The sequence below is a fragment of the Nocardia sp. NPDC006044 genome (assembly GCF_042871115.1).
GTDB lineage: Bacteria > Actinomycetota > Actinomycetes > Mycobacteriales > Mycobacteriaceae > Nocardia.
This window is the reverse complement of record NZ_JBIAID010000001.1, coordinates 2,540,344-2,553,011: the sequence shown is the minus strand read 5'-3', so window position 1 is coordinate 2,553,011 and position 12,668 is coordinate 2,540,344. Positions and strand designations below refer to the sequence as shown.

General features: G+C 68.6%; 9 protein-coding genes. 3 read left to right on the top strand and 6 right to left on the bottom strand.

Features of this window, described 5'->3' with window-relative positions; all coding sequences use genetic code 11:
* Positions 1 to 294: 294 nt before the first annotated feature.
* Genes ACFYO1_RS12020 through xdhC form a run of 3 tightly spaced genes read left to right on the top strand, consistent with a single transcriptional unit; the run spans position 295 to position 4,959 of the window.
* A complete protein-coding gene (locus tag ACFYO1_RS12020) occupies positions 295 to 1,764 on the top strand; it encodes a xanthine dehydrogenase small subunit (RefSeq protein ID WP_387229735.1) in 1,470 nt (489 codons plus the stop codon).
* Positions 1,761 to 4,148, top strand: coding sequence for a xanthine dehydrogenase molybdopterin binding subunit (gene xdhB, locus ACFYO1_RS12015; RefSeq protein WP_387229733.1), 2,388 nt, complete (start codon positions 1,761 to 1,763; stop codon positions 4,146 to 4,148). Before ACFYO1_RS12020 ends, xdhB begins: the two co-directional genes overlap by 4 nt.
* Positions 4,141 to 4,959 carry a xanthine dehydrogenase accessory protein XdhC gene (gene xdhC, locus ACFYO1_RS12010; RefSeq protein WP_387229731.1) on the top strand — a complete coding sequence of 273 codons (819 nt, stop codon included), beginning with the start codon at positions 4,141 to 4,143 and terminating at the stop codon, positions 4,957 to 4,959. The genes xdhB and xdhC overlap by 8 nt, the downstream gene beginning before the upstream one ends.
* Before the next feature lie 103 nt (positions 4,960 to 5,062).
* On the opposite strand, the gene ACFYO1_RS12005 is transcribed toward xdhC, so the two are convergent.
* The 6 genes from ACFYO1_RS12005 to ACFYO1_RS11980 form a co-directional block, all read right to left on the bottom strand.
* Positions 5,063 to 6,049, bottom strand: coding sequence for a CobW family GTP-binding protein (locus tag ACFYO1_RS12005; RefSeq protein ID WP_387229729.1), 987 nt, complete (start codon positions 6,047 to 6,049; stop codon positions 5,063 to 5,065).
* Complete coding sequence (locus tag ACFYO1_RS12000) at positions 6,042 to 7,445, bottom strand: UbiD family decarboxylase (RefSeq protein ID WP_387229727.1); 1,404 nt, start codon at positions 7,443 to 7,445, stop codon at positions 6,042 to 6,044. Before ACFYO1_RS12000 ends, ACFYO1_RS12005 begins: the two co-directional genes overlap by 8 nt.
* Entirely contained in the window at positions 7,442 to 8,074 is a 633-nt protein-coding gene (locus ACFYO1_RS11995) for a UbiX family flavin prenyltransferase (RefSeq protein WP_387229725.1), read from the bottom strand. The genes ACFYO1_RS12000 and ACFYO1_RS11995 overlap by 4 nt, the downstream gene beginning before the upstream one ends.
* Before the next feature lie 49 nt (positions 8,075 to 8,123).
* The gene (locus ACFYO1_RS11990) at positions 8,124 to 9,479 is read right to left on the bottom strand and encodes a uracil-xanthine permease family protein (RefSeq protein WP_387229723.1); all 1,356 of its coding nucleotides are present in this window, start codon (positions 9,477 to 9,479) and stop codon (positions 8,124 to 8,126) included.
* Positions 9,476 to 10,912 (bottom strand): uracil-xanthine permease family protein, encoded by a 1,437-nt coding sequence (locus ACFYO1_RS11985; protein ID WP_387229721.1) that lies wholly within the window; start codon positions 10,910 to 10,912, stop codon positions 9,476 to 9,478. The genes ACFYO1_RS11990 and ACFYO1_RS11985 overlap by 4 nt, the downstream gene beginning before the upstream one ends.
* Before the next feature lie 69 nt (positions 10,913 to 10,981).
* Entirely contained in the window at positions 10,982 to 12,388 is a 1,407-nt protein-coding gene (locus tag ACFYO1_RS11980) for an amidohydrolase family protein (protein WP_387229719.1), read from the bottom strand.
* Between the last annotated feature and the right edge of the window lie 280 nt (positions 12,389 to 12,668).

Genomic DNA, 12,668 nt, shown 5'->3' with positions numbered 1-12,668 from the left:
CCGGATCCCGAGCCGCTGGAAAGGGGGCGAAGTCGGATGTCGACCATCTCTGACCTGCGTCGCCTCGCCCACCGGACCGCGTGGGTTCCCGGTCGCGTAGCCCACGGCTGCTGAGCGACCCCTTCGCCGCGGGTCCGACCGTGACCCGGCACATTCCGATCTCGTCATCATCGCAGCGCGTCCACGCGCGCTGATCCGCGCACCGGTTTTCCGGGCAGCGCTATCGAATTAGAAGGCTGTGGAAATGGCAAGTTGGGCAAGCACATCGACCGATCACCGAAATGATGATGTGTCATGGTAGCGGCGCGAATCACCGTCAATGGAAAGGCGGTACCGATTTCCCCGGCGGCACCGCACACGACGGTCCTGGATTTCCTCCGGGACAGAGGTCTCACCGGAACGAAAGAAGGCTGCGCCGAGGGTGAATGCGGCGCTTGTTCGATCATGGTCGCCCGCCCGGGCATCCATCAACCCACCGACTGGGTCGCGATCAACTCGTGTCTGGTCCCGGCGGCCGCGCTCGACGGCCAGGAGATCGTCACCGCCGAAGGTCTCGCGGTCGCGGGCACACCGGTCACGCCCGCCGCACTGCATCCGGTGCAGCAGGAGATGGCCGTGCGGGGTGGATCGCAATGTGGTTACTGCACACCGGGTTTCATCTGCAGCATGGCCTCCGAGTACTACCGCCCGGACCGTTGCGCCGCCCCGGATCCGGCAGGCGCCGAGCCGGATACGGCCGAGCACGGCCCCAACGGATTCGACCTGCACGCGCTGAGCGGAAACCTGTGCCGCTGCACCGGATATCGCCCGATCCGCGACGCGGCGTATGCCGTCGGCGCGCCGGACGCGGACGACCCGCTCGCCCGACGCCGCGCGCAGTCCCCGCCCGAGCCGGTGGCCACCGACTACGCCGGCGGCGGCCGCACCTTCCGGCGACCGGCGACCCTGCTCGAAGCAGCGCGGCTGTTGCGCGAGCAACCCGGCGCGATGCTCGTCGCGGGGTGCACCGACTGGGGTGTGGAGGTGAATATCCGTGCGCGGCGGGCGGATTACGTGATCGCGATCGATCGACTCCCCGAATTGCGCGAACTGCGCGTGGAGCCGGAGCGCATCGAGATCGGGGCGGCCCTGTCGCTCACCGAGATCGAACGGCGGCTCGACGGCCGGGTACCGCTGCTCTCGGAGTTGTTCCCGCAGTTCGCCTCCCGGCTCATCCGCAACGGAGCGACGCTGGGCGGCAATCTCGGTACCGGCTCACCCATCGGCGACAGCCCGCCCGTGCTGCTCGCGCTCGGCGCCTCGCTGGTGCTCGCCGACGCCGACGGTGAGCGGGAGGTCGACCTCGCCGACTACTTCACCGGGTATCGGCGCAGCGTGCGCCGGCCGGATGAGGTGATCCGCGCCGTGCGCATCCCGGTGCCGCTGGCGCCGGTGGTGGCATTCCACAAGATTGCCAAGCGGCGCTTCGACGACATCTCCAGCGTGGCAGTGGCTTTCGCGTTGGACATCGAGAACGGGACGGTTCGGGCCGCGCGGATCGGCCTCGGTGGCGTGGCGGCAACCCCGATCCGGGCCGGCGCCACCGAGGCCGCGCTCACCGGACGGCCCTGGTCGGCGGAGACCATCGAAACCGCCGCCCGGATACTGCGCGACGAGGGCACACCGCTGGCCGATCACCGCGCCAGCGCCGAATACCGCTCCGCCATGCTCGGCCAGAGCCTGCGAAAGCTGTACGCACACACCATCAGTGAGGTCGAGTCATGAGTCAGCTGGCCCAGCGACCGGAGAATCCCGTCGTCGGCGTCCCGATGCCGCACGAGAGCGCGGCCCTGCACGTCACCGGCGCCGCGCTGTACACCGACGACCTGGTGCACCGCACCAAGGACGCGCTGCACGCCTACCCGGTGCAGGTCATGCACGCACACGGCCGGATCACCGCGCTGCACACCGAGCCCGCCCTGTCCGTACCCGGGGTGGTGCGGGTGCTCACGGCCGCCGATGTGCCGGGCGTCAACGATGCCGGGATGAAACACGACGAGCCGCTGTTCCCGGACACCGTCATGTTCTACGGGCACGCGGTGTGCTGGGTACTCGGCGAGACGCTGGAGGCCGCCAGGCTGGGCGCGGCCGCCGTCGTGGTGGAATTGGACGAACAACCGGCGCTGATCACGCTGGCCGAGGCCATCGCGGCCGAGAGTTTTCACGGGGCCAGGCCCACCATGCACTGCGGTGACGTGGACGCCGGTTTCGCCGAGTCGGCGCACGTGTTCAGCGGTGAATTCCAGTTCGGCGATCAGGAGCATTTCTATCTGGAGACGCACGCCGCGCTGGCCCACGTCGACGAGGGCGGGCAGGTGTTCGTCCAGAGCAGCACCCAGCATCCGTCCGAGACCCAGGAAATCGTCGCGCACGTGCTCGGCCTGCACAGCCACGCGGTCACCGTGCAGTGCCTGCGGATGGGTGGCGGCTTCGGCGGCAAGGAGATGCAGCCGCACGGTTTCGCGGCGATCGCCGCGCTCGGCGCCGTCCACACCGGACGCCCGGTTCGCCTGCGGCTCAACCGGACTCAGGATATGACCATGTCCGGCAAGCGGCACGGATTCCATGCCGAGTGGCGGGTCGGGTTCGATGCCGACGGGCGGCTGCTGGCGCTGGCGGCGACCCTGACCGCGGACGGCGGCTGGAGTCTGGACCTGTCCGAGCCGGTCCTGGCCCGCGCCCTGTGTCACATCGACAACGTCTACTGGATCCCCAACGCGCGGATCGCCGGTCGCATCGCGAAGACCAACAAGGTGTCCAACACCGCGTTTCGCGGTTTCGGCGGCCCACAGGGCATGCTCGTCATCGAGGACATCCTGGGCCGGTGCGCACCCCTGCTCGGCCTGGATCCGGCCGAGTTGCGCGAGCGCAACTTCTACCGGCCGGGCCAGCACACGCCTTACGGGCAGGAAGTCCTTGGCGCCGAACGCATTTCGAGGACCTGGCGGGAGGTGCACGAGCAGGGCGACCTCGCCCGGCGCCGACAGGAGATCGCGGAATTCAACGCGGCCCACCCGCACACCAAGCGCGCCTTGGCGGTCACCGGGGTCAAGTTCGGCATCTCGTTCAACCTCACCGCCTTCAACCAGGGCGGCGCCCTGGTACTGATCTACAAGGACGGGTCGGTGCTGATCAATCACGGTGGCACCGAGATGGGCCAGGGGCTGCACACCAAGATGCTCCAGGTCGCCGCGACCACGCTGGGCATACCGCTGCACAAGGTGCGCCTGGCGCCGACCCGGACCGACAAGGTGCCCAACACCTCGGCTACCGCGGCCAGCGCCGGCGCCGATCTCAACGGCGCCGCGGTGAAGAATGCCTGCGAACAACTGCGGGCGCGGTTGGTGCAGGTGGCCGCAGGGCAGCTGGGCGCCGACGCGGCGGATGTCCGCATCGCCGCGGGCATCGCGCGGTCGCTCGGCAGTGACCGGGAGTTGGACTGGGATGCCTTGGTCGGCATGGCATACCGGCAGCGAGTCCAATTGTCGGCGGCCGGTTTCTATCGCACCGAAGGACTGCACTGGGATGCGCAGGCCTTTCGGGGCACGCCGTTCAAATACTTCGCCTACGGCGCCGCGGCGTGCGAGGTCGAGGTAGACGGCTTCACCGGCGCCTACCGGATCCGGCGGGTGGACATCGTGCACGATGTCGGCGACAGTCTCTCGCCGCTGATCGACATCGGCCAGGTCGAGGGCGGATTCGTGCAGGGCGCGGGCTGGCTGACCCTGGAGGACGCGCGGTGGGACACCGGCGACGGTCCCGGCCGCGGCCGGCTGCTGACCCAGGCGGCCAGCACCTACAAACTGCCGAGCTTCTCGGAAATGCCCGAGGTGTTCAATGTGACGCTGCTGGAGAACGCCACCGAGGCGGGCGCGGTGTACGGGTCGAAGGCGGTGGGCGAGCCACCGCTGATGCTGGCGTTCTCGGTGCGCGAGGCGCTGCGGGCGGCCGCCGCGGCGTTCGGCCCCGCCGGGGCCGGCGTGCGGCTCGGCGCCCCGGCCACCCCCGAGGCGGTGTACTGGGCGATCGAAGCGGCGCGGGCAGGCGGCTCCCCCACCCCGGACACGGGCGGGATCCACACCGACGCAAGCACTTTGAGCAGTGTCTGACTCGACCTGGGTGCGCGCGGTCGCGCGGTTGCGGGCCCGCCGCGAACCCGGCGGGCTGGTGACCGTCGCCGCCGTGCGCGGTCACGCGCCCCGCCGGGCCGGCGCCAAACTCGTGGTGGGACAGACCGAGACCTGGGGATCGATCGGCGGCGGCAATATCGAGGCCGTCGCCATCGATCGGGTCCGCGAGCTGATCGAGACGGCCGACCCGGAGCCGGAGCTGATGGAATTCGCGCTGACCGACAAGGTCACCAACCGCCACGGCGTGCAGTGCTGCGGCGGCGCGGTCACCGTGCTGCTCGAACCGCTGCCGGTCGGGCCCGCGGTGGCCATCTTCGGCGTCGGCCACGTCGGGCTGGAGCTGGCCCGGATCCTGGCCCGGCACGACCTCGACCTGCATCTGATCGACACGCGCGCCGACGTGCTCACCGAGGAACGACTCGGCGCGCTCGCGGACGCGGTGGCTCAGATACACGTGCACCACACGCCGCTGCTGCCGGAGGAGGTGCTCGCGCAGCTGCCGCCGGGCACCCACATCCTGATCATGACCCACGATCACGCCGAGGACGCCGCGCTGTGCGACGCCGCCTTGCGCACAACCGATCTCGGCTCGATCGGGTTGATCGGCTCGGCCGCGAAATGGGCGCGGTTCCGGCAACGCCTGGCCACCGAGGGCGGTCACGACGCCGCCGCCATCGACCGGATCAAGACTCCGATCGGACTTTCCGAGCTCACCGGAAAGGAACCGGCCACGATCGCGGTGGGCGTCGCGGCCGACCTGCTCCGGACCTTCGAGCAGTCCCGCCGCTAGCGGCACAGACGCCGAGGACCCGACCGGCAGATACTGGTCGGGTCCGTAATCGGTTCGGCGGCAGCGGAATCCGGTGAACACCTGCCGCCTGGGCGAATCGTGGTCAGCTCACCAGGCAGGAACGCAGACCGCGGGTGAGTTCGTCCCGGTCGAGGTCACGGCCGATGAAAACGACCTTGCCGGTACGGTTTTCGCCCGGCCACGGCGCCGACGGCCGGATCTCGAACGAGGTGTGGATGCCTTGCAGAACGAATCGGCGCGTGTCGTCCTCGACCGCGAACAGTCCTTTCATCCGGTACACGTCGGCGCCCCGTTCGGCCAGATGGGCGGCGAGCCAGGACTCCAGCGCGCGATGATCGACCCGGCCGTCGAGTTCGACCCCGACCGAGGTCAGGTCCGGATCGTGCTGATGGGTGTCCTCGTCGAGCCAGTGCGGATCGCCGGCCATGGTGCGGGTCAGGTCGAACGCGCCGATGCCGAGCACGTCGGCGAGCTCGACCGCGGCGTACTCGGACGTGATGATGTCCGCGGTCGCGTTGATCGCCCGCATCGAATCCTGCACCGCCCGAACGGTTTCGGCATCGACCAGGTCGATCTTGTTGATCACGATCCGGTCCGCGAAGGCGATCTGATCGACCACCTGGGACCCCACACCGTGCTGGTCGACCTCGGCGAGATGCGCCCGCACATGCTTGGCGTCCACCAACGTCACGATGGCGTCGAGGGCGAAGTGCCGCGCGACCTCCTCGTCCACGAAGAAGGTCTGGGCCACCGGGTTGGGATCGGCGAGCCCGCTGGTCTCGATGAGGACGCGATCGAAGCGATCACTGCGGGTCAGCAGGGACCGCAGGATGTCGATCAGGTCGGTCCGCGCGGTGCAGCACAGGCAGCAGCCGTTGCTCATCTCGATGATCTTCTCGTCCGCGTTCAGCACGAGATCGTTGTCGATCGGTATCTCGCCGAACTCGTTCTCGATCACCGCGATTCGGTGGCCGTGGTTCGCGGTCAGGATGTGATTGACCAGGGTGGTCTTTCCCGAACCGAGAAACCCGGTCAGGACGGTCACCGGGATTTTGGCGTGGTCAGGCATGTTTTCCTCCGGTTGGTGTGCTCGGTTCGAGGATCTGTCGCGCGTGGGCCAGCGCGTCGGCCGAGATTTCGATCCGCCGGCCGTCGAAGCCGGGGCCGCGCGTCGCGTCGAGCCCCATGCGGGACGTGGTTCCGTCGTTGGTCGAGGACGGATCCAGGGGCGACCCGGGAAGTCCGTCGGCGGTCAGGATGTCGCGGTGCGGCTGAAAATGGGTGGCCAGCGCCCACAGCACCGCCGCGTCGTCGGTGATATCGATGTCGCTGTCCACGGCGACAACGGTTTTGACGTACGGGTCCCAGCCGAGCAGCCCCAGCATCACCTGCCGCGCCTGCCCCGGCCTGCGTTGCCGCAGCGCCACATAGCAGTGGAAATGGGTTCCCGACGTCGGATAGTGCACGGCGGTCACATCGGGGAACCGCGTCTTGAGCTTCTCCGCCATCTCCGACTCCCGCGGAATCCGGGCCAGATTGAGATGCTCGGCGGTGTTGCCGCCCTCCACGTCGAACAGGATCGGCTCCCGTCGCCGCAGCACCGAGGTGACCCGAATCAGGTTGTTGGTGGACCGATTCGAGGAGTAGCCGGAGAACTCGCCGAACGGACCCTCTTCGGCGTAGGCGGCGGCATCGATGGTGCCCTCCAGCACGAAGTCCGACCAGGCCGGAACCTCGATGCCGTGCTCGGGCGTCGGCACCACCTCCAGCGGCTCGCCCAGCAGACCGCCCGCGATCGCGCGTTCGTCCACCTCGTAACCGACCCGGGCGGAGGCGGCCAGCATGAACAGCGGATGCCCGCCGATCACCATGGCGACCGGCATCGGCAGATTCCGTTCGGCGTACCGCCCGAGAATGCGCCACAGGTCACCCCGCGAATGCAGGCTGGTCGCCAATTCGGTGGGCGAGTGGACCATCGAGCGGTGATAGCTCAGATTGCCGATGCCGGTATCGGGATCGGCCGCGACGATGATGCCGCTGGTGATGTACGGCGCCCGATCCGAGGCGAAGTGCCGCAGCATCGGCACCGTGGCGAGGTCGACCTCCGCGCCGGTGTGCACGACCTCGAGGATCGGTCCGGAATCGACGCGCCGCGGTGTCAGCGGTCGCGCGGCGCGCGCCGCGAACTCCTCGTGCAGGCGTTCCGGCCCGACCCCGAGCAACCGCGCGATCCGGCGCCGGGCGGCGAACACATTGCTCACCACGGGAACCGAGACGCCATTCACCTTGCGGCACAACAGCATGTCCTCTCGTCCCCGGGCGGCGAGTTCGTAGATCAAGCCGGTGACGCCCTGATCCGCGGAGACCGCGTCGTCGACGGTCAGCACATCGTCGGGATGGGCCGCGAGGTACTCGGCGAGGAAGGCGTGCGGGTCCTGCCGCTGCGACAGTTCGGGATACGTCATCGGACCATCCCTCCGGTCAGCTCGGTCCTGGCACCGGCGCCTCGCCAGCGGGGCGACAAATCGTGGGCGATGCCGAATTGGTCGAGGATCTTGCCGCTCACGTGCGCGAGCAGGTCCTCGATGGCTGCCGGGCGGGGATAGAACGCGGGCACCGGCGGCAACACGATCGCACCTGCCTCGGTGACCGCCGTCATGTTCCGCAGATGCACGAGGCTCAGCGGTGTCTCGCGGGTGACCAGCACCAGGCGGCGACGCTCCTTGAGGCAGACGTCGGCCGCGCGGGTGAGCAGGTCATCCGAATAGCCGTGCGCGATACCGGCCAGTGTCTTCATCGAGCAGGGGACCACGACCATGCCCATGGTGAGAAAGGATCCGGAGGCGATGCTCGCCGCGATGTCCCCGCGCTGGTGGTAGACGTCCGCGAGTCCGGCGAGATCGTCGGCGCGCAGGTCGGCCTCGAGCTCGAGGGTGCGATGCGCCGCACGCGAGACCACCAGGTGGGTCTGCACGGTGCGCAATCGCGCGAGGGCGGTGAGCAGATGGACGGCGAGGTGCGGCGCGCTGGCACCGGTGACCCCGATGATGAGTCGCGGCCGGTCGGGCGGGTCCGCGGCGTAGTCGTTGGGCATGACGATCCTTTTCGGGGAGGGGTAGCTCTGAAATCGCATGTGCGCCGGGCTAATCGGCGGCCGTCCACGCGTCGCCGGGATCACGGCGCCGCGCGCGGAAGACGAGGTTCAGCACCACCGCGAGGACGGTGCCGGTGGCGACGCCGCTGTGGAAGACCACCTCGGCCGTGGTCGGCAGGTGCTGATAGAAGCGCGGCGCGTACGCGGGGATCAAGCCGATGCCCAGCGCCAGCATGACGATCAGCGCATTGCCGGACCGGTCGAAATCCACCCGCGCCAGGATCTGGATGCCGGAGACGGTCAGCGCGCCGAAGGTGAGCACCGCGGCGGCCCCGATCACCGGCTCCGGGATCGCGGCCGCCACCCGGCCGACGGGCTGAACGATGCCGAGCACCAACAGGATCACGCCGACGATCGCCACCGGGTATCGGCTGCGGACCTTGGTCAGCGCGATGAGACCGATGTTCTGCCCGAAGGTGGTGTAGACGAAGCCATTGAACATCCCGCTCAACGCCGTCATCAGGCCGTCGACGCGCAGCAGCCGGGCGATGTCGTCCGGCCCGGCCGGCTTGCCCACCACCTCGCCGACCGCCAGTCCCTGCCCGGCGCCCTCGACCATGAGCACGAAGACGATGACGAGAAACAGCAGAATCGACGGGACATGGAACTGCAAGGCGCCGAAGTGCATCGGTCTCATCAGGCCGACGATCGGCCCGGCGCCGATGTGCGCGAGGCTGCCGATGCCGGTCGACCAGCCGACGATCGCCCCGAGCACCAGCGCCAACAGGATGGCAAGCTGCCCGATCAGACCACGGAACAGCCGCCGGAACACCACCATCGCGGCCAGGGTGAAACCGGCGAGCGCGAGATGGCTGAGCCTGCCGTACCCGGGATCGCCCGGATCCGAGCCCGCGATGAGCCGGACACCGACCGGGATGAGCGTCAGGCCGATCAGCACGATGACGGTGCCGGTCACCACCGCGGGAAACAGCCGCAACAGCCTGCTGAAGTACGGCGCGACCAGCACCCAGATCACCCCGGCGACCAGCAGCGAACCATAGACGGTCGGCAGTCCCCTGCTCTGTCCGATCAGCACCATCGGCACGATGCCGCTGGACGCCGCACCGACCACCAATGGCATCCGGATGCCGAATTTCCACAGTCCGAGCGCTTGGAGCAAAGTGCCGATGCCGGCCAGGACGAGGTCGGTGCTGACCAGGCCGGCGAGCTCCGCCGCGGACAGGCCGAGGGTCGTGCCGACCACGATGGGGACCACGATCACCCCCGCGTACATGACCAGCGCGTGCTGCCAGGCCAGCAGCAGCATGTGCGCGAAGGGCAGCCGCTCGTCGACCGAGCCGGGCTCGGTTGCCCGCGGTGCTCGGCGCGATTGTTCTTCTGTCATAACGCTTCTCGCCGCGTCGAGGGAACTCCGGCCGGATGCTCAGCGGGCTCGGCCGGATTGTCGGCGGGCTCGGCTGGATGCTCGGCGGCCGCTTCCGGCTCACCCTCACCGGGCTCGGCTCGCGGGATTCCGTTGAGCAGCAGATTCAGCAGGAAGGCCGAAATACCGCCTGCGGCAATACCACTGGTGAGCACGGTCTGTAGCGGACCGGGCAGCTGGGTGTAGAAATCGGGATTCCCTACCGGCATGAGGCCGAAGCCGAAGGCTATGGCCACGATCAGATGGTTGCGCGGTTGACTGAAATCCGCCGCCATCATGAACTTGATGCCGATCGCGCCCACGGTGCCGAACATGACGACCCCGATGCCGCCGAGCACCGGTCCGGGCAGCGACGCGACAACCGCCCCGAGTTTGGGCATCAGGCCGATGATCACCAGGATCACACCCGCTACGGCCACGACATAACGGCTCATGACCCGGGTGATACTGACCAGCCCGACGTTCCCGCCGAAGGTGACGAAGGTGAAACTGCTGAACACACCGGCGATCGCCGTACCGACCCCGTCCGCGCGCAGCGCGCGGGCGATATCGGCAGGCCCGACCTCGCGGCCGACCACCACGCCGGTGGCCAGCGTGTCCCCCGTCGACTCGACCATGTTGACCACCTGTACGACCAGCATCGGGAGCACGGCGGCGAGCACGAAGGTCGGTGTGCCGAACGAAAACGGCTGTACGACACCGAATATCGGCGCCGACCCGGTGGCGGAGAAGTCGGTCAGCCCGAGCGGCCACGCCACCAGCGTCCCGGCGATCAGCGCGATGAGGATGGCGAAGCGGCCGATGGCCGGCCGGGTGGCTCGCTCGAGCACCACCACCAGCACGATGGTGCCGAGGGCGAGCAGCAATCGTTTGGCGCCACCGGGATCGGCCGCCGTCGCGGATCCGGCGATCAGCGTGGCCGCCTTCGGCACCAGGGAGAAGCCGATGATGGCGATGGTCGTGCCGGTCACGATGGGCGGGAAGTACCGGGTCAGCTTGGCGAACCAGGGTGCGATCACCCAGGTGAGCACCCCGACCACGATGGTGGCGCCGAATACCGCGGGCAAGCCCGCGCTGGTGCCCACGATGATGGCCGGGGCGATGCCGGTGAAGGTGGAACCCATGACGATGGGCAGCTTCACGCCGACATTGAACAGGCCGAGGGTCTGCAACAGCGTGGCCAGGCCGCTGACGAACACGTTGGCGGTGACCAGGGTGGTGATCTGGGCCGGAGACAGGCCGATGCCCAAGCCGATGACCAGCGGGAGCGTGACCATGCCGGAATAGGCGACGATCACGTGCTGCACGGCGAGCGGGATCAGATGGCGGATCGGCGGGACCGAATCGACCGGGTCCCTCGGTGCTGCCGGGAGACTACGGGTGAAGAATTTCATAACTGCTCCTGGCCTCACGACGCGGTGAGACAAGTAGTCGAGAAATGGGCCGTGGCCCAAGGGGGTCGATCAGTTCGACCAGGGCATGCGCAATGCCGTCATGTCCGCGCGGGCGATCAGCCGTTCGGCGCGGAACTGCGCTTGGGCGACGGCCGCCGCCTCGTCGACGAGCAGGCACCGACCCTGGTGGTAGACGATCTGGCCGCCGACGATCGTCGTCTCGACATCCGAGCCGCGCGCGGAGTAGACCAGGGTGCTCACCGCGCGGTGCACCGGACGCAGGTGCGGCCGGTCGAGATCCACGACGATGATGTCGGCGAGCCGGCCCGGCTCGAGCACGCCGGCATCGATACCGGCGTATTCCGCGCCCGCGCGGGTGGCGAGGACGAGCGCGTCCTCGGCGCGGGCCGCGGTCGGGTCCAGGGTGGCCAACCGCTGCGCGAAGATGGTCAGCTTCATCGCCTCGAACAGGTCCTGCCGGTGCCCGCAGCTGGGCCCGTCGCTGCCGAGAGCCACTGTGGCGCCGTGCTTTCGGAGTTCACGCAGCCGCATGGTGCCGGACGCGAGATAGGCGTTCGAGGAAGGATTGTGGGCGATGCCCGCCCCACCCAGACCGGCCTGTTCGATCTCGTGGTCGTCGAGCCAGATGCCGTGGGCCAGGGTCGCCCGGTGGTCGAGCAGACCTGCCTCGGCCAGCCATTGCACCGGCCGCACGCCGTACTCGTCGACGTAACTTATTGGGTCGCTACTACTTTCACAACAATGGGTGTGCCAGCGCGTGTCGAACTCCGCCGCCAGCTCGGCACAGCCGCGCACCAGATCCTGCTCCACATACGTGAGATTCAATGGCGCGGGCCATATCTCGACCTTCGAGCCGCGCGGGCGATGCTGCATGGCGTCCCGCGTGATCGCGAGTTCGTCGGCGGTGCTGAACCGGAACAGCCCGGCCGGCTGACCACGCCGGGCGGCGATCGCGGTGCGATCACCGAGCGCGCCGCGGGCGACCGCACCGCGCAGGCCGGCCGCTTCGATCACGTCGGCGATCGCCAGCGTGGTGGCCAGATCGCTTGGTGCGTAATGGTTGTCGATCACCGTGGTGGTGCCGGCACGCAGCGCCTCGACCGCGCCGAGGCGGGCCGCGGCGACCGCGTCCTCGTGCGTCATCGCGATCGAATAGGGCCACATGAACTCACACAGCCAGGGCACGATCGACATTCCCTCGCCCAGCCCGCGGGCCAGGGCCTGGGCCAGATGATTGTGGCCGTCGACCAGGCCGGGCAGCACGGCACGGCCGCCGCAGTCGAGCACGGTGTCCGCCCGCCAGTCGGCGAGTTCGGCGGCGGTGCCCACCGCGACGATCCGGGAGCCGGAAACCGCTACCGTGCCGTTTTCGTGCACGGTGCGGGAATCGTCGACGGTGATCACCGTGCCACCGGTGAGCAAAAGGTCGCAGCGTTTGAGGGATGGAGGTGCCATGGCCGCCTCTGCCTTTCCCGGGCGGCTGAGCCGCCGTAAATCCGTTGGCGAAGGGAGCTGACTCCCGGCCAGGGCACAGCCCTGGCGATCGCCGAACGGTTTAACCCAGGATCGGGAGGTCACCGGCAGTGCGATTCGGTCCGCTAGGACCGGCGCAGATACATGTAAACGCCGCGATGCTTCCGTTGTCAACCCCCGGATTATGCTGAGGCTTCCGCCGAAGCGCGAAATGATAACCCATCTGAGCTGCGTAAATACGGAATCAGAGCGATCGATAATT

Coding starts and splice junctions, on each gene's coding strand:
- ACFYO1_RS11985 (WP_387229721.1), bottom strand. CDS start 10,912: ATGAAATTCTTCACCCGTAGTCTCCCGGCAGCACCGAGGGACCCGGTC.
- xdhB (WP_387229733.1), top strand. CDS start 1,761: ATGAGTCAGCTGGCCCAGCGACCGGAGAATCCCGTCGTCGGCGTCCCG.
- ACFYO1_RS12005 (WP_387229729.1), bottom strand. CDS start 6,049: ATGCCTGACCACGCCAAAATCCCGGTGACCGTCCTGACCGGGTTTCTC.
- ACFYO1_RS12020 (WP_387229735.1), top strand. CDS start 295: ATGGTAGCGGCGCGAATCACCGTCAATGGAAAGGCGGTACCGATTTCC.
- ACFYO1_RS11980 (WP_387229719.1), bottom strand. CDS start 12,388: ATGGCACCTCCATCCCTCAAACGCTGCGACCTTTTGCTCACCGGTGGC.
- ACFYO1_RS11995 (WP_387229725.1), bottom strand. CDS start 8,074: ATGCCCAACGACTACGCCGCGGACCCGCCCGACCGGCCGCGACTCATC.
- ACFYO1_RS12000 (WP_387229727.1), bottom strand. CDS start 7,445: ATGACGTATCCCGAACTGTCGCAGCGGCAGGACCCGCACGCCTTCCTC.
- ACFYO1_RS11990 (WP_387229723.1), bottom strand. CDS start 9,479: ATGACAGAAGAACAATCGCGCCGAGCACCGCGGGCAACCGAGCCCGGC.